Source organism: Phreatobacter oligotrophus (genome assembly GCF_003046185.1).
GTDB classification, from domain to species: Bacteria; Pseudomonadota; Alphaproteobacteria; order Rhizobiales; family Phreatobacteraceae; genus Phreatobacter; species Phreatobacter oligotrophus.
In genome coordinates, this window is the sequence record NZ_PZZL01000005.1 from 200,307 (window position 1) to 221,989 (window position 21,683).

At 69.3% G+C, this 21,683-nt stretch carries 24 protein-coding genes and 1 tRNA gene; 17 read left to right on the forward strand and 8 right to left on the reverse strand.

Annotated elements, in window-relative coordinates:
- Positions 1-33: 33 nt before the first annotated feature.
- Positions 34-1,215, forward strand: a complete 1,182-nt coding sequence (locus C8P69_RS23540) for a PepSY domain-containing protein (protein WP_146167337.1) — start codon at positions 34-36, stop codon at positions 1,213-1,215.
- A 134-nt stretch (positions 1,216-1,349) separates the two neighbouring features.
- Here the strand turns inward: C8P69_RS23540 and C8P69_RS13195 are convergent, their stop codons facing one another.
- Positions 1,350-1,829, reverse strand: a complete 480-nt coding sequence (locus C8P69_RS13195) for an Hsp20 family protein (protein WP_108177882.1) — start codon at positions 1,827-1,829, stop codon at positions 1,350-1,352.
- Positions 1,830-2,095: 266 nt separating this feature from the next.
- On the opposite strand from C8P69_RS13195, the gene C8P69_RS13200 reads away from it, so the two are divergent.
- From C8P69_RS13200 to C8P69_RS13210, 3 genes are all read left to right on the forward strand, one after another.
- A complete protein-coding gene (locus C8P69_RS13200; RefSeq protein ID WP_108177884.1) occupies positions 2,096-2,467 on the forward strand; it encodes a PepSY domain-containing protein in 372 nt (123 codons plus the stop codon).
- Between the two features lie 93 nt (positions 2,468-2,560).
- Positions 2,561-2,956: a hypothetical protein gene (locus C8P69_RS13205; protein ID WP_108177886.1), complete on the forward strand. Its 396-nt coding sequence runs from the start codon at positions 2,561-2,563 to the stop codon at positions 2,954-2,956.
- A 74-nt stretch (positions 2,957-3,030) separates the two neighbouring features.
- Positions 3,031-3,981 carry an alpha/beta fold hydrolase gene (locus tag C8P69_RS13210; protein WP_108177887.1) on the forward strand — a complete coding sequence of 317 codons (951 nt, stop codon included), beginning with the start codon at positions 3,031-3,033 and terminating at the stop codon, positions 3,979-3,981.
- 3 nt (positions 3,982-3,984) lie between these two features.
- Here C8P69_RS13210 and hisN read toward each other — a convergent pair whose 3' ends face one another.
- Positions 3,985-4,767, reverse strand: coding sequence for a histidinol-phosphatase (gene hisN / locus C8P69_RS13215; protein WP_108177888.1), 783 nt, complete (start codon positions 4,765-4,767; stop codon positions 3,985-3,987).
- Positions 4,768-4,954: 187 nt separating this feature from the next.
- Between hisN and C8P69_RS13220 the strand changes: the two genes are divergently transcribed.
- Positions 4,955-6,211, forward strand: coding sequence for an MFS transporter (locus C8P69_RS13220; RefSeq protein WP_170118236.1), 1,257 nt, complete (start codon positions 4,955-4,957; stop codon positions 6,209-6,211).
- A 388-nt stretch (positions 6,212-6,599) separates the two neighbouring features.
- Here C8P69_RS13220 and C8P69_RS13225 read toward each other — a convergent pair whose 3' ends face one another.
- Complete coding sequence (locus C8P69_RS13225) at positions 6,600-7,490, reverse strand: N-formylglutamate amidohydrolase (protein WP_108178125.1); 891 nt, start codon at positions 7,488-7,490, stop codon at positions 6,600-6,602.
- Between the two features lie 206 nt (positions 7,491-7,696).
- On the opposite strand from C8P69_RS13225, the gene cpdR reads away from it, so the two are divergent.
- From cpdR to C8P69_RS13275, 10 genes are all read left to right on the forward strand, one after another.
- Entirely contained in the window at positions 7,697-8,062 is a 366-nt protein-coding gene (gene cpdR, locus C8P69_RS13230) for a cell cycle two-component system response regulator CpdR (protein WP_108177890.1), read from the forward strand.
- A gap of 104 nt (positions 8,063-8,166) precedes the next feature.
- Positions 8,167-8,241 (forward strand) — tRNA-Val (locus C8P69_RS13235).
- Between the two features lie 226 nt (positions 8,242-8,467).
- On the forward strand, positions 8,468-9,610 hold the full coding sequence (locus tag C8P69_RS13240; protein WP_108177891.1) for a patatin-like phospholipase family protein: 1,143 nt from the start codon (positions 8,468-8,470) through the stop codon (positions 9,608-9,610).
- A gap of 208 nt (positions 9,611-9,818) precedes the next feature.
- Entirely contained in the window at positions 9,819-11,522 is a 1,704-nt protein-coding gene (locus C8P69_RS13245; protein WP_170118237.1) for a methyl-accepting chemotaxis protein, read from the forward strand.
- Between the two features lie 351 nt (positions 11,523-11,873).
- Positions 11,874-12,083, forward strand: a complete 210-nt coding sequence (locus C8P69_RS13250; protein WP_108177893.1) for a cold-shock protein — start codon at positions 11,874-11,876, stop codon at positions 12,081-12,083.
- Between the two features lie 136 nt (positions 12,084-12,219).
- On the forward strand, positions 12,220-12,450 hold the full coding sequence (locus tag C8P69_RS13255; protein WP_108177894.1) for a hypothetical protein: 231 nt from the start codon (positions 12,220-12,222) through the stop codon (positions 12,448-12,450).
- Positions 12,451-12,589: 139 nt separating this feature from the next.
- Positions 12,590-12,961 (forward strand): hypothetical protein, encoded by a 372-nt coding sequence (locus C8P69_RS13260; protein WP_108177895.1) that lies wholly within the window; start codon positions 12,590-12,592, stop codon positions 12,959-12,961.
- Between the two features lie 57 nt (positions 12,962-13,018).
- Positions 13,019-13,315 carry an acyl carrier protein gene (locus C8P69_RS13265; protein ID WP_108177896.1) on the forward strand — a complete coding sequence of 99 codons (297 nt, stop codon included), beginning with the start codon at positions 13,019-13,021 and terminating at the stop codon, positions 13,313-13,315.
- Positions 13,312-13,995: an SDR family oxidoreductase gene (locus tag C8P69_RS13270; protein ID WP_108177897.1), complete on the forward strand. Its 684-nt coding sequence runs from the start codon at positions 13,312-13,314 to the stop codon at positions 13,993-13,995. Before C8P69_RS13265 ends, C8P69_RS13270 begins: the two co-directional genes overlap by 4 nt.
- Positions 13,995-15,299: a class I adenylate-forming enzyme family protein gene (locus C8P69_RS13275; RefSeq protein WP_108177898.1), complete on the forward strand. Its 1,305-nt coding sequence runs from the start codon at positions 13,995-13,997 to the stop codon at positions 15,297-15,299. Before C8P69_RS13270 ends, C8P69_RS13275 begins: the two co-directional genes overlap by 1 nt.
- Before the next feature lie 188 nt (positions 15,300-15,487).
- On the opposite strand, the gene C8P69_RS13280 is transcribed toward C8P69_RS13275, so the two are convergent.
- Positions 15,488-16,420 (reverse strand): SMP-30/gluconolactonase/LRE family protein, encoded by a 933-nt coding sequence (locus C8P69_RS13280; RefSeq protein ID WP_245902025.1) that lies wholly within the window; start codon positions 16,418-16,420, stop codon positions 15,488-15,490.
- A gap of 164 nt (positions 16,421-16,584) precedes the next feature.
- Here C8P69_RS13280 and C8P69_RS13285 point away from each other — a divergent pair, with 164 nt between their 5' ends.
- Both C8P69_RS13285 and C8P69_RS13290 read left to right on the forward strand, forming a co-directional pair.
- The gene (locus C8P69_RS13285) at positions 16,585-17,076 is read left to right on the forward strand and encodes a CYTH domain-containing protein (RefSeq protein WP_108177899.1); all 492 of its coding nucleotides are present in this window, start codon (positions 16,585-16,587) and stop codon (positions 17,074-17,076) included.
- Between the two features lie 82 nt (positions 17,077-17,158).
- The gene (locus C8P69_RS13290; RefSeq protein WP_108177900.1) at positions 17,159-18,295 is read left to right on the forward strand and encodes an alpha-hydroxy acid oxidase; all 1,137 of its coding nucleotides are present in this window, start codon (positions 17,159-17,161) and stop codon (positions 18,293-18,295) included.
- A 3-nt stretch (positions 18,296-18,298) separates the two neighbouring features.
- Here C8P69_RS13290 and C8P69_RS13295 read toward each other — a convergent pair whose 3' ends face one another.
- From C8P69_RS13295 to C8P69_RS13310, 4 genes are all read right to left on the reverse strand, one after another.
- Positions 18,299-19,117 carry a metallophosphoesterase family protein gene (locus C8P69_RS13295; RefSeq protein WP_108177901.1) on the reverse strand — a complete coding sequence of 273 codons (819 nt, stop codon included), beginning with the start codon at positions 19,115-19,117 and terminating at the stop codon, positions 18,299-18,301.
- A 5-nt stretch (positions 19,118-19,122) separates the two neighbouring features.
- Positions 19,123-20,052 carry a diacylglycerol/lipid kinase family protein gene (locus C8P69_RS13300; RefSeq protein ID WP_170118238.1) on the reverse strand — a complete coding sequence of 310 codons (930 nt, stop codon included), beginning with the start codon at positions 20,050-20,052 and terminating at the stop codon, positions 19,123-19,125.
- Between the two features lie 227 nt (positions 20,053-20,279).
- Positions 20,280-20,666 carry a DUF6481 family protein gene (locus tag C8P69_RS13305; RefSeq protein ID WP_108177903.1) on the reverse strand — a complete coding sequence of 129 codons (387 nt, stop codon included), beginning with the start codon at positions 20,664-20,666 and terminating at the stop codon, positions 20,280-20,282.
- A gap of 198 nt (positions 20,667-20,864) precedes the next feature.
- Positions 20,865-21,524 carry a GntR family transcriptional regulator gene (locus C8P69_RS13310; protein ID WP_108177904.1) on the reverse strand — a complete coding sequence of 220 codons (660 nt, stop codon included), beginning with the start codon at positions 21,522-21,524 and terminating at the stop codon, positions 20,865-20,867.
- Positions 21,525-21,683 lie beyond the last annotated feature (159 nt).

A 21,683-nucleotide genomic window follows, 5' to 3' on the forward strand; every position in this document is an offset into this window, starting at 1 on the left:
GAGGGGCTTGAGGGGAAGAGAAGGACGCGTTTCGTGCGCCACGGTCTCATCACGGCGGCCACCGCCGCCATCATCGCCGCAACCGGCGCGCTGCTGACGGCCCCGCTGGCCGCAGCGCCCCTGGCAGGTCCACGCCTCGCAGCTCCCGCCACAGCGACATCCGACCTCGTGCCCGTCCAGTACTGGGGCGGCTGGGGCCCTCGCTACTACGAGTATGACGACGAGCCGCCGGTCTATCGCCGCCGCTATGTCGTGCCGGAGGTCGAGGACGTCATCCCGGCAAGCGAGGCCATCGCCATCGCCCGCTCCATGGGCTACCGCGCCATTTCAAGGCCGCGCCTTGCCGGCCGCGTCTGGGTGGTCGAGACGGTCGGCGGCTCGGGCCAGCGCGCCCGGGTGACGCTCAACGCCTATTCCGGCGCGCCCATCAACATCCGCGAGCTGGAGCCCGCCGGTCCCCGCTTCCCGACCCCGCCGGTCTGGCCGGAGGAACGGCCGAATTTCGGCCGCGAGGGCGGCGTCCGCACACCCCCGCCCATCCGCGAGGGCCGCCTTGATCCCGACGGCCTGCCCCCGCCCGACCGTCCGGAGCGCCCGGCCCGCCCGGCGCCGAACATCACCGCCCGCGCCGTGCCCGTCCCCGAGCCGCGCCCGAGCCTTGGCCGCGGCCTCGACGAGCGCCCGGCGGAGACCCCGCCCCTGCCGCCCGTCGCGAGCCCGCCGCCGGCCGAGGCCCCGGTGAGCCCGCCGCCGGCTGCCGCTGTGCCGCCGCGCCGCGTGGATCCCCCGGCCGCCGTGCCCGTGCCGCAGACGCCGCCGCTCAGCGTCGAGCCGCAGCAGCCGATCAACCCGCCGGCGGCAAGTGCCCCGGCCGTGGAGCCCGCGCCGCCGCCCGCCGCCGTCGCGCCGCCCGTGGTGGTCGAACCGCCTGCTCCCGCCGTCACCGCACCGCCGGTGGAGCCGGCCCCGCCGGCCGCGGCAACGCCCGCTCCGCAGGCCGAACGCTCGGCGGTCGAACCGCCGGCCGCGCCAGTTCCCGCCGCCCCTCCGGTGGCTGAGCCGCCGGTCGCGGTGCAGCCGCCCGTGGTGACGCCGCCGGCCCCAGCGGCGCCCTCCACTACCACGGCCCAGAGGCCGGAGAGCGAAGGCGTGCTGATCGACGGCCGCTTCCTCGGCCCCAATGGCGAGGCGCCGCCCCCCGGCAGCCGGCCCTGAGGTCGCCACTCGCTCCGTCCTCAACATAACGAAACGCCCCGGTGATGCCTCACCGGGGCGTTCGCGCATCTCAGGAAGGGCCGTTGGAGGGCGGCCCGGCCGTCAAGGTGATGCCGGATCCGGATGTGACGGGATCAGGCGGCCTGGCGGTTGGACGAGCCCTCGATGACCCGCGGCGTGGCATTGCCGCCGCCGATCGGGATCTGCCGCGGCTTCATGGCCTCGGGGATCTCGCGGACGAGATCGACATGCAGGAGGCCGTGGTCGAGGACCGCACCCTTCACCTGCACATGGTCGGCGAGCTGGAAGCGGCGCTCGAAGGCGCGGGCGGCGATGCCCTGGTGGAGATAGTCGGGCTTGCCCTCACCCTCGCCCACGGCCTTCTCGCCGCGGATGGTGAGCGCCTGCTCTTTGACCTCGATGGAGAGGTCCTTGTCGGTGAAGCCCGCCACCGCCACCGAGATGCGGTACGCGTTCTCGCCGGTGCGCTCGATGTTGTAGGGCGGGTAGGACGGGGCCGGGCCTTCGAGGCCGGCGGCCTGGTCGAGCATGGAGAAGAGACGGTCGAAGCCCACGGTCGAACGGTAGAGCGGGGCGAGGTCAAAATGGCGCATGGATGTCCTCCTTCAAGCGACATCGGAACACGTGAGACCCGCCTGTTGCGGCCGGGTCCGGTTGGGTGTGCAGCCACTCGGGGCCTGCACAGAAAGAGAGTTAGGAAGCCCGTTTCGGTCGCGCAAGGGGGGATCGGAGCGCGATTTTTCCGCATGAAGGCCGGGTGAACGCCGCTTTCCGGGAGGGTTCAGGCGGCAGGCGGCAGAGTGGCGACCATCATGGACCCGTCGCCTGTCCCGGCGGGTCGTCCAGAACGGGTCCCGCCATGCGGCTCTCCTCCACTACCCTCGCCTCGCGCTCGCCGGCCGTGCTCGGCATCGTCGCCGCCTCCACCACCATCGCCCTCGCCGTGGCGCTGCTCGCCTGCGCCGGCGGCCTCGCCCGCGCCGACGAGGCTGGCCGCCGTCGCCCCGCGCCGCAGGAGATGAGCGCCGCCGACGTGCCCGCCAGGCTCTCCCAGCGCGGCTATGCCGTCACCGACCCGGTCGTGCGCCGCGGCAGCACCTACCTCACCCACGGCACCGACCGCTTCGGCCAGCGCCTGCGGCTCGTCATGGACGCGCGCAATGGCGAGCTGATCGGCCTGAGGGTCGTCGGCGAAGGCCGGGCGCCGCGCACGCCGCAAGGGGCGCCGTGACCTTAAGCGGCGGTCTCACCTTGCGGCAGGCGGCGATATCGCCAAGACTGCCGAGGCAAGAAGACTGCGAACGCAAATCCCGGGAGGACCGCCATGAAGACGCCGACCCTCGCCGCTCTCATCCTCGCCGCCACGTCAGCCACGGCCAGCGCCATGCCTTTGGTCGCGCCCGCCCCGCTCGAGGGGCCACTCGTCCAGGTGCAGGATTGCGGGCCGCCGATCCGCCGGATCCAGATCGATCCCTTCACCGGCGAGCAGCGGCTTGTCTGGATCCGCCGCCCCTGTGGCCCGGGCAATTATGGCGGCAGCGGCTGGGGTGGCCCGCGCGTCTATGAGGAGCGTCCCTACTACCGGCCGGCGCCGCGCTATTACGAGCCGCCGCCGGTGCGCTACTACGAGGAGGAGCCGGTCTATCGCCCGCGCCGTCCGCCGGCGCCCGGCTGGGAGCGCGATCCCTATACCGGCCGCGACACCCGCATCCTGCGCTGACCGCCCGGCGCGGCCATGGTAAGCGGGCAAGAGCCCTGAACGCTCCCGCCGCCGATTCGTGAGCCCTGCTGCCGATGGACCTCGTCGCGCTTCCCGACTGGCCGATCCCGCCCGGCGTCCGCGCCGGGACGATCACCACCGAGGACCGCATCCCCATCCGCTATGCCCGCTGGGAGGCGACCGGCGCGCCGCGCCGCGGCACCGTGGTCATCTGCCAGGGCCGGGCCGAGTTCATCGAGAAATATATCGAGGTGATCCCGGAACTGCGCGAACGCGGCTTCGGCGTCCTCGCCTTCGACTGGCGCGGCCAGGGTGGCTCGGGCCGGCTGCTGTCCGATGGCCGCAAGGGCCATGCCCGCCGCTTCGCCCATTACCAGCGCGACCTCGAAGCGGTCATGACCCTCATCGGCCTGCCGGATTGCCGCCCGCCCTACTTCGCCCTCGGCCATTCCATGGGCGGCGCCATCCTCATCGAGGCGGCGAAGGCCGGCCGCACCTGGTTCGACCGGATGGTGCTCACCGCCCCCATGGTGAAGCTGCGCCAGGTGAGCCATCCCAAGGCGCTCGGCCTGATGCTCGGCGCCCTGTCGCTCGCCGGCCTCGGCGGCATGGTCATCCCCGGCGGTTCGGCCAAGCCCATGGCGCTGAAGCCCTTCGAGGGCAATCCGGTGACGCAGGACCCGGAGCGCTATGCCCGCACCGCCGCCTATGCGCTGGCCGACGTCCGCCTCGGCCTTGGCGCGCCCACCATCGGCTGGCTGCGCGAGGCCCTCGCGGTGACGCAGCGCTTCGCCCATCCGCTCTACACGCGCGACATCCGCCAGCCCATGCTGCTGATGGGCGCCGCGCTCGACCCGCTGGTGGACACGCCGGCCGTGGAGGATTTCGCCCGCCGCGCCAAGGCCGTGGGCTGCGTCGTCGTGCCGGGTGCGAAACACGAATTGCTGCAGGAGCGCGACACCATCCGCAGCCAGTTCTGGGCCGCCTTCGACGCCTTCATTCCCGGCGAACAGGCCTATCTCTGAACCTCAAGGATTGAGGATCGCCAGCGCCTCGGCATGGACTCGCTTGTCACCGGCCGCGACGATGCGGCCGCCGCCGCTGGCGGGACCGCCGTCCCAGGTGGTGACGATGCCGCCCGCGCCCTCGATAATCGGCACCAGCGCGGCGATGTCATAGGGCTTCAGGCCCGCCTCGACCACGAGGTCGACATGGCCGGCGGCCAGCATGCAATAGGCGTAGCAATCGGCGCCGTAGCGATAGGTGCGGCAGCGCGCCTCGACCTGCTCGAACAGGCCCTTGGTCTCCGCATCGAAGAGCTTCGGCGAGGTCGTCATGATGGTCGCCGCCTCGAGGCCGGTGCAGGGCCGGGTGCGAAGGCTGCGCTGGCCCGCCGGGCCCTCGTAGCGCGCCGCGGCGCCGTCGCCCCAGAAGCGCTCGCCGATGAAGGGCTGGTGCATCATGCCGAAGATCGGCGTGCCCTGGCGGGCGAGACCGATCAGCGTGCCCCAGACCGGAATGCCGGCGATGAAGGCCTTGGTGCCGTCGATGGGATCGAGAATCCAGACATGCTCGGCATCCTCGTTCTCCGCGCCATATTCCTCGCCGACGATGCCGTGGGCCGGGAAGGTGCGCTTGATCAGCTGGCGCATCACCGCCTCGCCGGCGCGGTCGCCCTCCGTGACGGGGTCGAAGGCGCCAAGGCCCGCCTTGTTCTCCACACCGATGGAGGAGCGGAAGAAGGGCAGGATCGCCTCGCCTGACAGGCGGGCGAGGTCGCGGACGAAGCTTTCGAAATCGACGGCGCTCAAGGGGGGCGTCCTTCTCTGTCGGCCGGGCCCCGTCCTATAGGCAGGCCGCCCCGCCGCGGCAATGGGAGAGCCGCTCCCGCCATTGCGGCATCATGCGCGTGAGGAGGTCCAGCGCTGTGCCGTGCGTGCTTGCCGATGGGGGAGGCGGCGGGCAGTGTCGCCGCCCGACGAGAAAGGCAGCCTACCGGTGACCGAGCAGACCTCCACCCGCATGGGCGCCGTCGGCGTGACCCTCGCCGTCCTCGTCGCGGTGCTCGCCACGGCCACCCTGATGAGCCAGTTCTTCCGCAACTCGGTGGGCGTCATCGCGACCACCCTTGCGGGCGAGCTCGGCCTCGACCCGGACCAGCTCGGCCTCGTCGCCTCCTCCTTCTTCCTCATCTTCGCGCTCTGCCAGATCCCCGTCGGCATCGTCATCGACCGCTGGGGCCCGCGCACCGCCCTCCTCGGCTCCGGCCTCTTCGTGGTGGCGGGGTCGATCGTCTTCGCCAGCGCCACCGGACAGGCGGGCCTCGTCGCCGGCCGCCTTCTCCTCGGCATCGGATGCTCGACCTTCTTCATGGCGCCGCTTGTCGTCTATGCCCGCAGCTTCGACCCGGCGGTCTTTGCCAGCCTCACCGGCTTCCAGATCGCCTTCTCGAGCCTCGGCACGCTCATCGCCACCGCGCCGCTCGGCTGGATGACCGCCACCCATGGCTGGCGGTCGGCCTTCCTGCTCGCCGCCGCCGTCTCCGCCCTGCTCCTCCTCGCCATCCTCCTCGTCGTCCGCGGCCCTGCCACCGGCCGCCTGGCGGGAGCCAAGCCCGAGACGCTCCGCCAGGCCTTTGCCGGCATCGGCGCCGTGGTGAGGACTAAGGGCTTCGTGCCGCTCTTCCTCATGTCCTTCTCAACCTATTCCACCTTCGGCCTTATCATCGGCCTCTGGGGCGGCCCCTATCTCGCCCATGTCCACGGCGCCGACCTCGCCATGCAGGGCAAGGTGCTCTTCGCCATGGCGCTGGCGCAGATCATCGGGACGATGGCCTGGGGTTCGGCCGACCGCATCGCCGGCGCCTACAAGCCGGTGGCGGTCACCGGGGCCGCGCTCTCGCTCGTGCTGATGGCCGCGCTCATCCTCGGCGGCGCCGCCTCGCCGCTGGCCGCCGCCGTGCTCATGGCGGTGCTCGGCTTCTCCTGCGCCTTCACGCCGGTCCTTGTCGCCCATTCCAAGGCGCTGTTCCCGCCCGAGCTCACCGGCCGCGGCCTGTCGCTCATCAACATGGGGACGATGAGCGGCAGCTTCGCCACGCAATGGATCACCGGCCTTGCGGTGAAGGGCGTGGCGGGCGGCGCGGCCGTCTATCCGCTCACCGCCTTCCAGCTCGCCTTCGCGATGCAGGCCGCGCTCCTCGCCTGCGCCACCCTCGCCTATCTCAGGGCCCCGGACCCCCGCCGCGGCCTCTGACGCGAAGCTGTATTATCGGTCGCAAAAAAATGGGACAGCCTTCTTGCCTTTTCCGGCGACCCTAGGCATATTGTTGCAGCGCGGTATCGCCTTGCGATGCCCCGCAGCCCTCCTTGGGCGTTTCCTCCCTAGACTTGGGCCGCTCACGAAAGTGAGCGGCCTCTTTCTTTTGCGGAGGCTACAAAATCGTTTGAAAACAACGATTTGGGCCCAGTTTCCCCGCCACGTCAGGGGTTCTCCAAAACCGTATAAAATCTAAAAATGGGTGACTGGCCTTGTGCGCCGCACCCTGATCGACCGATCAGCACGACGGAATCGTGACAAGCCCTCCCTCGGTCGAAACCGGGCCCGCCGGGCTCGTCATGCAAAATTGTGGGGGCAGATACGGCTATTCCGCGGCGATGCGCCAGTCGCCGCCGCGCTCCAGCGGCAGCCGCGCCAGGGCCTCCGCCAGCACCATCATGTCGGCCTGCAGCTGCGGGAAATGGTCGGTGAGGCGATAGCTGCGCTCGTCCATGTAGAGGGCGCGGTTGATCTCGATCTGCACCGCGTGGACGCCCGTCTGCGGCTGGCCGTAATGCTCGGTGATGAAGCCGCCGGCATAGGGCTTGTTGCGCACCACGTTGTAGCCGCACTCGCGCAGCACCGCCTCGATGAGGTCGCCGACTGCCGGGGCGCAGCTCGTGCCGTAGCGATCGCCGATGACCATGTCGGCGCGCGGCCGGTCCTCGCGGACCGGCGCCATGGACGGCATGGAATGGCAGTCGACCAGCAGCGCCCCGCCGAAGGCCCGGTGCGTCGCCGAGATGAGACGCCTCAGGGCGCGGTGGTAGGGCTTGTAGAGCGTCTCGATGCGCATCAGCGCCTCGTCCACCGGCAGGCGGCGGGCATAGATCTCCTGCGCCTCGCCGACGACGCGCGGGATGGTGCCGAGGCCGCCGGCGACCCGCATGGAGCGGGTGTTGGCGAAGGTCGGCAGCCGCCCGTCGAACATGCGGGGGTCGAGCTCGTAGGGCTCGCGGTTCACGTCGACCATGGAGCGGGGGAAATGCACCCGCATCAGCGGCATGCCCCGCTCGACCACGCCGGCGAACAGCGAATCCACCGCCGTATCCTCAGAGCGGCGGAGCAGCGCCATGTCGAGACGGACCTGGCGGAGGAACTGCGGCGGATAGACCCTGCCCGAATGCGGCGAGTTGAAGATCACCGCCGCGCGCATCTCCACCGGTTCGAGCGCCTCGAAAGCTGGGTCGATGTCGCAGATCGCCGGGTCCGTCATCATCCGTCCGTCGCTGGGTCTTGTCCGCACATTAGCGCGCGGGCCCGCGCTGTGAACCCCCGCCGCTGCGGGGCCGGTGCGCCGAGGCCGTTTTCGGGCGGTCCGTTCACCAAGCCTTTACCAAGTTCCGGCTTGATGGCCACAACCGGGATCGGGTTCGCTACACCGCTCTCCCGACGACGGACGGACTGAGGATCGCATTCGGCATGGGCAAGATTCTGCTGGCGGAAGACGACAACGATATGCGCCGCTTCCTGGTGAAGGCGCTGCAGACGGCCGGCTACGATGTCGCCCATTTCGATAATGGCCTGTCCGCCTATCATCGCCTGCGGGAGGAGCCCTTCGAGCTCCTGCTCACCGATATCGTCATGCCGGAAATGGACGGCATCGAGCTCGCCCGCCGCGCCACCGAGCTCGACCCGGACATCAAGGTGATGTTCATCACCGGCTTCGCCGCCGTGGCCCTGCAGCCGGATTCGCAGGCCCCGAAGGATGCCAAGATCCTCTCCAAGCCCTTCCACCTGCGCGACCTCGTCAACGAGGTCGAGAAGATGCTGAAGCAGGCCGCCTGAGGCGCCTGCGGCGACACCGGATTTTGGGTCCCGCGGGCCTCTTGCACGCTCGCGCGATCCCCACTATACGGTGCGCCTCGCTTCCGCGGCCCCCGGGCCGCAAAGGGCGCGTAGCTCAGCGGGAGAGCACTACGTTGACATCGTAGGGGTCGCTGGTTCGATCCCAGCCGCGCCCACCATTCAAACCCCGGCGGACCGACAGGTCCGCCGGGGTTTTTCGTTGTTGGGGTACCGCGCCGCCGAAAGCACTCTTCGCGAGCGTTGTTGGCACGTCGATCATCGCCGCAGACCGATACCGCCATCGGCGCCGCGGTCTCCCGACGGTGCCAAGGCACCTTGCAACCCATTCCTCGCCATGCAACCCTTGATAGGTGCGACTGTGCGCCTGCAGGGGGGACCTTCTCGATGTCGGACGCGAAGGATAGCGGGATCGCATTGTGCCTCTCCGGCGGCGGCTATCGCGCCATGGTTTTCCATCTTGGCGCCCTGGTTCGGCTCAACGAGGCCGGAATCCTGCAGAAGCTGACGCTGATCTCGTCCGTGTCCGGCGGCTCCATCACCGCGGCCTATCTGGGGATGCGGTGGAAGGAACTGACCTTCGTGGACGGCCGCGCCACCAATCTCGATCTGATCCTGTCCAGCGTTCGGAAGATGGCCTCCACATCCATCGACGTCGGCGCCATCCTCGGGGGAATATTCCTGCCTGGCACGATCAGCGATCGCGTCGCTGCTGCCTATGACGATGCGCTATTCCACGGCGCGACCCTGGCGAACCTCCCGGACGCTGCCAAAGGCAAGGGCCCGCGCTTCGTCATCAATGCCACCAACATCCAGTCAGGCGCGCTATGGCGGTTCTCGCGCGCCTTCATGGGCGACTACAGGGTCGGGCTCGTCAAAAATCCCAAGGTTTCGCTGGCCGTCGCCGTAGCGGCGTCGTCGGCTTTTCCTCCCTTCCTGTCGCCTGTCACGCTGCGCGTGGAAGACCCCTACGAGACGGTCGAGGGCGTCGACCTTGCGACAGCTCCCTTTCGTGAGATGGTCGTCCTCAGTGATGGCGGTGTCTACGACAACCTCGGTCTGGAGACGGCGTGGAAGGGCAAGGGCACCTTGCTGGTGAGCGATGCCGGCCAGAAGATGTCGGCCGAAAGTGACCCGGCGCATGACTGGGCCCGGCATTCCCTCCGCGTTCTCGACGTGGTCGACAATCAGGTCCGCAGCTTGCGCAAGCGCCAATTGATCGACGCTTACAAGATCGCCGCTGACAAGGAGGGCCATCGGCCCGGAGCTTACTGGGGCGTCCGCTCGCACTTCGCGAAGTACAAGCTTGCGACTGACCCTCTTGGCTGTGCCGCCCGCAATCCGGAACCGCTTGCCGGCATCCCCACGCGCCTTGAGGCGATGCCTGAGGCTGTCCAGGACAAGCTGATGAATTGGGGTTACGCGATTACCGACGCGGCCCTGCGTGCGCACATCTCCAAACCGCTGCAGGCCCGACTGGGCGTGTCCGTCTCGCCACCGAATGGCTTTCCTTGTCCCGGCGGTTACTGACCCGGTTCGAGCCGATGCGGGACGCCTGAACGCCGTGACCTCGAACGCGCGTTGACTGATGCGACACGACGCCCTTCACGGCGAACCCGGGTGGCGACCGCTCAAGACCCCCGCGCTGACAAACTGTCGCAGGTTGCAGGATACCGGCCATGCCGGCTTCGTTAACGCTTTCGGCCAAAAATCACGCGCACTTTATGGAGATCCCATCGTGCGCATCCGCTTCGGAATGATCAGCAAGGTCGTCGCTCTGGCGATCGTCGTCAGCATGGCCTCTCTCGGCGTCTTCGCCGCCGTCGCCATCACCAAGAGCGCAGAGACCAAAATGGACCTGCGCAGGGAGTCGATCGCCCGCACGAGCGGTCTGGCCCTCGCCGTGGTCGAGACCGGCTTTCCCGGCGCGCGGGGCGAATTCACCGCCGACGGCCTTGTCAGCAAGATCATCATGAAGGGCCCGATCGATGTCGGCCAGCATCAGGTCGTCGACCGGATCGCCCAGTCGCTGGCCGGTGTCGCGACCATCGTCGGCCGCCGTGACGACGGCTCCTATGTGCGCCTGTCCACCACCGCCCGTCGCGAGGACGGCAGCCGCGCCATCGGCGTGCAGGTCGACCGCGCCAGCCCGGTCGTGGCGGCGCTGGAGGCGCGCCAGCCGGTCGTCGCCCCGACCCGCGTCGGCGGCATCGATTACCTGACGCGCTGGGTGCCCATCGTCGATCCCTCGGGCGCCGTCCTCGGCGGCATCGCCAGCGGCTCCTCCCTCGCCAGCGTCCAGGGCTCCATCGCCGATTTCAACCAGACGCTGACGATCATCGGCATCGTCGCGGCCATCGTCTCGGCGCTGGCCATGTGGTGGGTGGTGCGCCGGCAGGTCTCGCCGCTGGCGGACCTCAGCGCCGCGGCCGGCAAGCTTGCCGAGGGCCAGATCGCCGTTGTCATTCCGCACCAGGACCTGCGCGACGAGCGCGGCGGCCTCGCCCGCAGCCTCGAGGGCCTGAGGAACAGCCTCGAGGAGCGCCAGCGGCTCGAGGGCCAGACCGCGGCTGACCGCATCCGCGAGGCCGACCGCGCGAAGGCGCTGGGCGGCATCATCGAGAGCTTCCGCGAGCGCATCGCCAGGACCGTGTCGCAGGTGGCCGCCCGCGCCGACCAGCTCGACTCGACCGCCGCCAGCCTCGCCGCCGGCATGGGCGAGGCCCGCACCCAGGCGGGCGCCGCCTCCGAGGCCGCCGCCCAGTCCGGCACGCAGGCCCAGACCATCGCCGCCGCCATCGTCCAGCTGACCGCCACCGCCGAGGAGATCCGCCGCCAGGCCTCGGAGATGGCCGGCGCCTATGAGAAGACGGCCGCAACGGTCGAGGGCACGGTGCAGGAGGTGCAGAAGCTGTCGGACTCGGCCAACGACGTCGCCAATGTCATCACCCTCATCGGCACCATCGCCGAGCAGACCAACCTGCTGGCGCTGAACGCCACGATCGAGGCGGCCCGCGCCGGCGAGGCCGGCAAGGGCTTCTCGGTCGTCGCCAGCGAGGTGAAGGCTCTGGCCGCCCAGACCAAGCGCGCCACCGAGCAGATCTCCTCGAAGATCATCGCCATCCAGGACGCCACCAACCAGACGGTCCAGGCCATCAACTCGATCGCCACCGCCACCTCCGGCAACGTCCAGGCGACCGGCATCATCCGCACTTCGATCGACGAGCAGACGGCCGCCTTCGGCGAGATCGCCAAGGCTGCGGCGACCAGCGTCGAGGGCACCGCCGTCACCGGCCGGCAGGTCAACGAGATGCTGCACCGTGTGGACAGCACCGAGGAGACCTCGCGGGCGATTGCCAGCGTCGCCGGTGAGTTGGCGCAGGACGTCGTCAACACCCGCGCCGTGGTCGACGAATTCCTCCAGCGCGTCCAGGCGGCCTGACGCCAAGAACCTCCCTGTCCCCTGTCCTAGGCGGCGCGCGGAACACCGCGCGCCGCCTTGGCTGTGGGGGCACAGGCAAGCCGATGAAATTCATCATCGATCATGGTTTTTCTGGCCGATGAAAAAGTGGTCAGGACCTGCGTGAAAATTTTCGCTCGAACTGACCTCAAATAAAATCTCTTGCTCTTTCAGAACAATCATCGTACAAAGGCAAATCGATATTTGCTCGGTCGGCCTTTGTTTTTTGCCGCTTCGGCGTGCTCCTGACGAACACCTCCCCTTCGAAAATCGTTACCCCCGGCTGTGCATTCGCACAGACGGACTTTGATTGCCAAAAGGGAGGATCATCCAATGACCACCGGCACCGTGAAATGGTTCAACGCCACCAAGGGCTTCGGCTTCATCCAGCCGGATGACGGCGGCGCGGACGTTTTCGTGCACATCTCGGCCGTCGAGCGCGCCGGCATGAGCACCATCAACGAGGGTCAGAAGCTCGGCTTCCAGGTCATGCGGGACAACAAGTCCGGCAAGATGGCAGCCGAACAGCTCCAGGCGGCCTGACGCCGCGTGCCTTCAGGTCCGGTTGCCACGGATGTACTGGGACCGGACCGCAAGGCACCCCTCGACGACAAGGCCGGGCATCGCCCGGCCTTTTTCTTGATGCCCTCGACACCCCTCTCGTTCTCATGAGGATGCCATGACCAGCCAGACCAAGACCCGCGCCTCCGCCAATGCCGCCTTCCTCAAGGGCGAGAAGCAGATCGCCCGCGACCGCGTGCATCTCGACATTGCCGCCATGGCCAATGCCCGCGACGCCAACATGAACAAGCTGCGCCAGCTGCGCCTCGAGCGCGACGCCCGCGACCGCCACACCGCCGCCGCCATGGCGCCGGCCAAGGCCGCCGGGCGCAAGGGCCGCAAGGGCTGACGACAGCGTGCACCAGCCTCGGCCGGCCCTCGCCGGTCCGATGCCACCGCCGATCCGAAAGCCCGCCGCATCCCGGCGGGCTTTTCGCTTCGAGGAGACCCCGCCCGGAACCCCGCACCGCCAGCCGCGTTGACCGGGCATGATGAGCCGGTCCCCGCGCGCGAGCCTGAAAGCCCTCGGCGGCATGGCCGCCGGGCTGATGCTCTCCGCCTGTGCCGGCAATTACGCGACGCAGGGGCCGATCACGGTCGGGTCGAACCTGCCGGCGACCTATGTCGCAAGCTGCATCGAGAACCTCTTCAACACCCGCCTGCCCCTGGTTCGGCGCTCGCCCCTCATCGGCGGCACGCTGATCAAGGTGATGGACCTCAATGACCACACCATTGCGGCCGCGAGCGTCCTGACCGAGGACGGGCGCACGCGCGTCTCCTTCGTCTCCGACCATGCCGACCGCTACTGGTACGAGGATCTCTTCCGCCGCTGCGTGGCCGTTCCGAACGGCTGGCGCTGACACACCGATCCGGGACCGATCGGCTATGATCGCGCCTGAGCGAATCGGGGCGGCACCATGGATGCGGAAGCGGCGGCACGCGACATCGAGGCGAAGATCCGCGACCTCGTCGCCTTCATCACCGGCGAGGACGGGGCGGGCCTGACAGCCGCCTCGCCGCTGGTCGGCGACGGCGCCGTGGTCGACTCGCAGGGCCTCCTGGAGATCATGCTGGCGCTGGAGGATTTTGCCGGCGAACGCTTCGGCAAGCCCTTCGACTGGATGAACGACGCCGCCTTCTCCTCCTCGCGCAGCCCCTATCGCTCCATCGGCACGCTCGCCGCCCACATGGCCGCGCAGATGGTGGACGCGTGAGGCGCACCCTCCTCGTCACCGGCGCGAGCCGCGGCCTCGGGCGCGCGGTGGCCGAGCGCGCGCTGGCCGCCGGCTTTGACGTCATCGGCATCGCCCGCAAGCCGGCGGAAGCCCCCTTCCCCATCCATGCCTGCGACGTCGCCGATGCCGCGGCGGTGAAGGCCGTGGCGAGCGCCCTGCCGCGCGAGACGCCGCTCTGGGGCGTCGTCAACGCCGCCGGCGTCGCCAGCATGAACCTCGCCCTGATGACCCCGCCGGCGACGGTCAGCAAGGTGATCGCCACCAATCTCATGGGGGCGATCCATGTGAGCCAGGCCTTCGCTCCGGCGCTGATCCGCGCCAAGGCGGGCCGCATCATCCATTTCTCCACCATCGCCGTGCCGCTCGGCCTTGCCGGCGAGGCCGTCTATGTCGCCTCCAAGGCGGGCGTCGAGGGCTTTGCCCGCGCCTTCGCCCGCGAGGTCGCCGGCTTCGGCGTGACGGTGAACTGCATCGCGCCCGGCCCCATCGACACCGACCTCATCGCCAAGGTGCCGGCCGAGGCCATCGACCGCATCGTCCGCCGCCAGGTGGTGCAGCGGAAGGGCACGCCCGACGATGTCTGGAACCTCGTCGCCTTCCTCCTGTCGGAGGAGAGCGCGATGATCTCCGGCGAGGTCCTCCACCTCGGGGGCGCCTGATGGCGGGGCTGGTCGCGGAGATCCTCGCCCGGCAGGCCGATCCCACCCGCCCCTTCCTGGTGGGCGCCGGCGGCACCCTCGCCTTCGCCGATATCGTCGCGGCCGTGGGTCCTGATCTCTCGGCCATCGCGCCGGGCGACGTCGTCGCGCTGGTCGGCGATTTCGAACCGGCCAGCGTCGCGACGCTGCTGCGCCTCGTCGATGCCCGCGCCATCATCGTGCCGCTCACGCGCCAGACCGCCCCCGACCACGCCTATTTCCACGAGGCGGCGCATGTGAACGTGGTGATCGACGGCGGCGCCGTCACGCGCCACCCCCAGGCCGGCCTCGACCATCCCATGCTCGCCGAGCTGAGGGCCCGCGGCCATGCCGGCCTCGTGCTCTTCTCCTCCGGCACGACGGGGCGGCCGAAGGCGATCCTCCACGATTTCGAGCCCTTCCTCGCCCGTTTCCGCACGCCGCGCGAGGCGCTGGTCACCATGAGCTTCCTCATGTTCGACCATATCGGCGGCATCAACACGCTGCTCCACACGCTGTTCAACAACGGCCGCATCGTCGTGCCGTCGAAGCGCACGGCAGAGGCGGTGGTGGCCGAGATCATCGAGAACGGCGTCGAGCTCCTGCCGACCACGCCCACCTTCCTGCGCATGGCGCTGATGAGCGGGCTGCTGCCGCGCCTTGCCGGCTCGACGCTGAAAGTCGTCACCTACGGCACCGAGCGCATGGACGAGCCGACCCTGCTCCGGCTCTGCGAGGCGCTGCCGACGGTCGACTTCCGCCAGACCTACGGCATGTCCGAGCTCGGCATCCTCCGGGTGAAGTCTGAGGCGCGCGACAGCCTGTTCATGAAGGTCGGCGGCGAGGGCGTGGAGACGCGCGTGCGCGCCGACAGCGTGCTGGAGATCCGCGCCGCCAACCGCATGATCGGCTATCTCAACGCCCCCTCGCCCTTTTCCGAGGACGGCTGGTACGACACCCGCGACGTGGTGGAGGTGAAGGGCGATTATCTTCGCGTGGTCGGGCGCACCAGCGACGTCATCAATGTCGGCGGCCAGAAGATCCTGCCCGGGGAGATCGAGCGCGTGGCGCTGCTCCACCCGGCCGTGGAACTGGCGGCGGCCTCGGGCGGGCGCAATCCCATCACCGGCGAGCATGTCGAGGTGCTTGTCCAGGCGAAGGCGGGCGAGACGCTGACCCGCGAGGACATGATGCGCCATTTCCGCGCCCATCTGCCGCCGGGCCTCCAGCCCCACCGGGTGCGCTTCGGCGAGGTTGCGGTGGGGCATCGGTTCAAGCGGCTTTAGGCCCGAGGAGGCTTAGGGCCCCTCACCCTTCCCTCTCCCCGCCAGCGGGGAGAGGGGGCAACTGCCTCGAGTGTAAGAGGGCAACGGTCATGCCTGGCATCCGGCCTCAAAGTCGGGCGGGACGTCGTTGTTCCCCTCTCCCCGCATGCGGGGAGAGGGAAGGGTGAGGGGCCAAGGATCGACAGCCCTCACGCCTGCTGGAAGTTCAGCATCAGCCCTGAATTCTCCCACTCGGTGGCCACCAGTCGCCCGGTGGAGGACAGCGTGAGATAGGCCGTGCGCAGCTCCGGCCCGCCGAAGGCGATGTTGGTCACCCAGCGCTCGCCCGGCACGGGGATGTGCCTGAACTCCCCCGTGTCCGGCGCGATCACGGTGATCCCGCCATTGACCAGCGTCGCCACACAGATGTTGCCGTCGGCATCCACGGCGAGGGAATCGAAGCGGTTGTAGCCGCCGATCCCCGCGACGATCCGCCCGCCATGCGGCGAGGGGAAGGGATGGCGGCGGATGCGCCCCGGACCGTCGAGATCGAAGGCCCAGAGCCGCGCCGTCTCGGTCTCGGCGACGTAGAGCACGCTGCCGTCCGGCGACAGGCCGATGCCGTTCGGCGTTACCATGGGATGGGCGAGCTCGGTGATGAAGGAGCCGTCGGCCTTGGCGTAGTAGACGCCGCCGCGGTCCATGTCGCGCGGCCGGGCCTTGCCGAGATCGGTGAAATAGAAGCCGCCCTCGGCGTCGAAGACGATGTCGTTCGGCCCCCTGAAGGGGCAGGCCTCGGTGGCGGTGTAGAGCACCTCCAGCGCACCGGTGGTGAGGTCCAGCCGCTCGATCCGGCCGCCCGAATAGTCCTCCGCCTGGCCGAGCGGCAGCATGCCGCGCGCATCGCCCGGCGGGGTCCATCGGAAGCCGCCATTGTTGCAGATGTAGAGCTTGCCGTCGGGCCCGAGCGCGAGGCCATTCGGCCCGCCGCCGGGCGTCGCGACATAGCTCACGGCGCCGTCGGGGACGATCTTCGTGACCGTGCCGCGGGCGATCTCGACGATGAGAACGGCGCCATCGGCGAGCACCACCGGCCCCTCCGGGAACATCAGCCCCGTCGCCAGTTCGCGAAATTCCATCATGTCAGTCCTCCCGATGCCGGACCGTTTCGGTCTCTCGGGCGTCATCCAACCACGCCATCGCCATGGCCGCGAGCCGCGCGGGAACAGGGCAGCCGCGCCACCGTTGCTATCGCGCACGGCACGGTGTTTGATGCCGCGACCCAACCGCGCGGGGCAGGGCGTTCATGGCGTTGGAAATCGAACGCAAGTTCCTGGTCACCGGCAATGGCTGGCGCGCGGGCGCACGGACCCGCACCATCGCCCAGGCTTATCTCACCCCTCCCGGCCCGACTTCCGTGCGCGTCCGCATCCAGGACGGTCGGGCGACGCTCACCATCAAGGGCGAGTCCCGCGGCGCTGTCCGCGACGAATTCGAATATCCGCTGCCGCTCGAGGATGCCGAGGCGATGATGACGCTGTGCCAGCGTCCGCCGATCCGCAAGACGCGCCACGAGATCGTCCATGCCGGCAAGCTCTGGCAGGTCGATGTGTTCGAAGGGCCGCTCGCCGGCCTGATCATGGCCGAGGTCGAACTCCTGCGCGCTGATGAGGCGGTGTCGCTGCCCGACTGGGTCGGCCGCGAGGTCACCGACGATCGCCGCTACCGCAATTCCAGCCTGATCGCCTCGGGCCTTGCCGGCCTCGACCTCGACGCGACGGCCTGCGTTCCCGCCTGACACGACAGCATCCGCGTCGCTTCCCGCAGCCCTTCGCCGGTGCTAACCAAGGCGACCCCAGCGATCCCGAGAGAAGGTTCGTATGACCGTCATCACCAGCATCGAAGACCTGCGCGTCCTCGCCAAGCGCCGTGTCCCCCGCATGTTCTACGACTATGCCGATTCCGGCTCGTGGACCGAGGGGACCTACCGGGCCAACACCTCGGACTTCGCCAAGATCAAGCTGCGCCAGCGCGTTGCCGTCGACATGCGCAACCGCTCGCTCGCCACCGAGATGATCGGCCAGCCCGTCTCGATGCCGGTGGCCCTTGCGCCCACCGGCCTCACCGGCATGCAGCATGCCGACGGCGAGATCCTCGCCGCGCGCGCCGCCAACAAGGCCGGCATCCCCTTCACGCTCTCGACCATGAGCATCTGCTCGCTGGAGGACATCGCCGAGGCCACCGGCAAGCCCTTCTGGTTCCAGCTCTATGTGATGCGTGACCGCGAGTTCGCGGCCAACCTCATCGACCGTGCGAAGAAGGCGGGCTGCTCGGCCCTCGTGCTCACGCTGGACCTGCAGATCCTCGGCCAGCGCCACAAGGACATCAAGAACGGCCTCTCCGCCCCGCCGAAGCCGACGCTGAAGAACATCATCAATCTCGCCACCAAGCTGCGCTGGTGCATGGCCATGCTGGGCACCAACCGGCGCACCTTCGGCAACATCGTCGGCCACGCCAAGGGCGTCGACGACATGTCCTCGCTCTCGTCCTGGACCTCCGAGCAGTTCGACCCGGCGCTGAACTGGGACGACGTGAAGTGGATCAAGGACCGCTGGGGCGGCAAGCTGATCCTCAAGGGCATCCTCGACGCGGAGGACGCCGAGCTGGCGCTGGGGTCCGGCGCCGATGCGATCATCGTGTCGAACCATGGCGGCCGCCAGCTCGACGGCGCCATGTCCTCCATCGAGGCCCTGCCGGGCATCGTCGAGGCCGTGGGCTCGAAGGTCGAGCTGCACATGGACGGCGGCATCCGCTCCGGCCAGGACGTCATCAAGGCGATCGCACTCGGCGCCAAGGGCACCTATATCGGCCGCGCCTTCCTCTATGGCCTCGGCGCCATGGGCGAGGAGGGCGTCACCGCCGCCATCGAGATCATCCGCAAGGAGCTCGACATCACCATGGCGCTCTGCGGCCTGCGCGACATCAAGACCGTCGACGGCAACATCCTGGTGCGCTGAGCGCTAGATCGGCCATCCCAGGACGAGGCGCTCCGCCTCGTCCCCGCGCCCGGCGATGAAGCGGCGGACGGCGACGCTGATCCCGCCCTCGCCGAGGGTCAGGTGGTTCCAGGCATTGACCTCGCCGCGCAGCCGGTCGGAGGTCGCCGATCCCGCATGGAGGATGACCACGTCGTCCGCGGCGAGGCGCTCGCCCGTCACGGCCGGGCGCTCGCCCGCGGCCGGGTTCCAGACGCTGGCATGGGAGCGGTGGCGGTGGCCGAGCAGCAGCACGCTCTTCGACCGGCGAGCCAGCGTTGCGAGCAGCCTGTCGCCCCCGGTGACGAGGTCATAGGCCTGCGCCGTGTCATTGCCATAGGCGACGGGATGGTGGGCGGCGACCAGCAGCGGCCGCGGATCGCGCTCGGCGGTGGCGAGCGCCTCCACCTGTGACGACGAGACAATGCCCCGCGACCAGTTGAGATAGGGGCCGAAAGGCCGGGCGCTGTTGACCCCGCGGATGAGCACTTCCGCATTCGACCATTCCGGGCTGAGGCCATCGGCAATGAAGTGCCGCCAGCGGCGGAAGGGCGCGAAGAAGCGCTCGCTCAGGGGAAAGGCGACGATGTCGTGATTGCCCGGCACGACGAGGACCGGCGCCGGCATCCGGTCGAGGAAGGCGCGCGCCTCGGCGAATTCCCGCCGGCTGGCCGACTGGGTCATGTCCCCACTGACCACCACCACGTCCGGCCGGAGCATGGCGAGGTCGGCGAGAAGCGCCTCCACCGCCTCCGGCAGTTCCCGCCCGAAATGGATGTCGGAGACATGGGCGATGACGGTCATGCCCGTCAGCCCGGTGCGACCGGCCGGGGCACCACGACCCTGAGCGCCCGGGGCATGACCTCGAAGCGCAGCGGCGTCGACACGCGGCGGATCTCGCCGTCATTGAGGATGGTCAGGAACGGCCGGTTCGTGTCGATCGTGAGCCGGGCCGTCTCGTGATAGCCGATGGTCGGCGCCTGCCGCGCCGTGCCTGAGAAGATCGCCGCGGCCAGCCGGAAAAGCGTGAAATAGCCGCTCTCCCGCGCCGCATAGACCGCGAGCAGCCCATCATCGAGCTTCGCCCGGAACGGGATGCGCGAGACGATCTCGGCCAGCGGATTGACGGAGACGATGACGCCGCGCGTCGTTTCGGTCCAGGCGCTCGCGCCGTCGCGGATGGCGAGGCGGGCGGGGCGCAGCATCATCGCCTTCCAGCCCGTGCGCAGGAAGGAGACCAGCGTCGCGGCGAGCCGGCCGCGCGCCTCCTCGCGGTAGCGCTGGAGCTTCGCCAGCGGGCCGATGACGCTGGTGCAGAGGAAGGCCTGGCCGTTGACCGCACCGACATCGATGGCGCGGACCTCGCCGGAGACGAGCGCCTCGATGGCGGCATCGGGAAGCAGCGGGATGAGGAGGTCGCGGGCGAGCTGGTTCACCGTGCCCTGCGGCACCACGGCGACGATCGTCGGCGTGCCGAGAAAGGCCTCGGCCACGGCGAGAATCGTGCCGTCGCCGCCGGTGACGACGACCACGTCGGGCGCCTGCGCCTTGCAGGCGGCGATGGCCTCGGCGAGCTTGCCGCCGCGCGCCATGAAGATGCGGGGATAGATCCCGAAGCGCGACAAGGTCGAGACGATGGCATCCACCGCCGCGCCGCGCCCATTGAGGCCGGAACTGCGATTGGCGAGGATGGCGACGGAGGGCGTGCCGTCGAACCCGAAAATGCCGTCCTCAGCCATGACACCCCTTCCCTCGGCCCGATGGGACCCGGTCGCCGTGGCGACGGCCATGACAACGGCCGAGCCGCACGCGCGGTTCCGGCGATCACCAGCAGATGGGGTGTGCGAGGAGTATCCGCGGCGCGACCTATGGGCGCATCGGCCGGCAGGACAACGACCGGCGGGCCCGACGACAAAAGGGCCACCTCGCGGCGGCCCTCGGTCGATGGTCGATCAGGCTGATGGGATCAGCGGCGGCCGCCCTTGGCGGCGGCCTTGGCGCGAGCCTCCGCATAGGCGGCGATCTCGCGATAGATCTGCTTCGGACGCGCCTTGGCGCGGGCCTCTTCCTCTTCGAGACGCTTCAGCTCGGCCTCTTCGGCCAGCCGGCGCTCCTCTTCCTTGCGGATGGCCTCCTCGGCGGCGAGGCGCTCGGCCTCGGCACGGCGGGCGGCTTCCTTTTCGGCCTCGCGCGCGGCGCGGGCTTCCGCGATGGCGCGACGTTCGGCCTGACGCTTCTGGAACTCCGGATCATCCGGGCCCGGGCGCGACTTGAACTTCTGGAGCAGGGCCTGCTTGGCCTTCTGCTGGGCTTCAAGACGCTCGCTCAGGCCGTTCTGGGATTGAATGCGCAAAGGGCACTTGTCCTTCGTCAGGGTGGTCGGGTTGTGAGGTACCGCAGCCGGCAGGCTCGTCCCGAGGTCGGGAGGCCACGTCGCGGCTGCATCCGGGTACAGAAAGGCTGGCCGAACGTCAACGTCTAAACATGGTGGAATGACATATGGTTGACGCTTGGCAGCCATTCGCCGGCGCATGATCCGGCAAGGCACGGCTCACGTCGTGCGGGCGAGCACCCTCAGGAGGTCGCGGCGCACCGCCTCGATATGGTGGACGAGGAACCGGCCCGCCTCCACGAAGGCCCCGGCACGGCACAGGCGGATGAGCTCGGCATGTTCGAGCTCGGCGACGCCCATGGCCTCGGTGTTCGAGAGCTGCACCCGGGTGTAGCGGTCGCTGGTCTGCAGCAGCGCCACGACGATGGACTGCGTGCGCGGCTGGTTCGCCTTGGCGTAGAGCGCCAGGTGGAACTCGGCGTTGATGGCGCCCCACTGCGCCACGTCGCCCGCCGCGATGGCCGCCTCGAACCGCGCCTGGATGGCGTCGAGGCCCGCGAAGTCATCGGCATCGAAACGCGGCGCGGAACTCGCGAGCATCCGCGGCTCGAGCAGCGCCCTCAGGTCGAAGACGTCGTTGACCTCGTCGAAGGACAGCTCCGAGACGATGGCGCCCTTGTGCGGCACGATCCGCACGAAGCCCTCGGCCTCCAGCTGGAACAGCGCCTCGCGCACCGGGATGCGGCTGACGCCGTAGGTCTCGGCGAGGGCGTCCTGGCGCAGCTGCGTGCCGGCGGGATGCGATCCGTCGAGGATCGCCGTCCGCAGCCGGTCGACGATGGCGGCAGAGAGGGTGCGGTGCTTGAGCGGTGCGGTCATGCGTGTCTCGTTCCAGCCCGACTCACCGGGCCATGATTGCAGGCGCTCGCCCACCCGCGGAAGGGTTGTAGCACCCCTTTCCCCGAATGGCCGCTGGGGGATGAGAAAACATCTCGCAACCCCGTTGACTCGAAGATTGTATAAAATCTACCGTGCAAA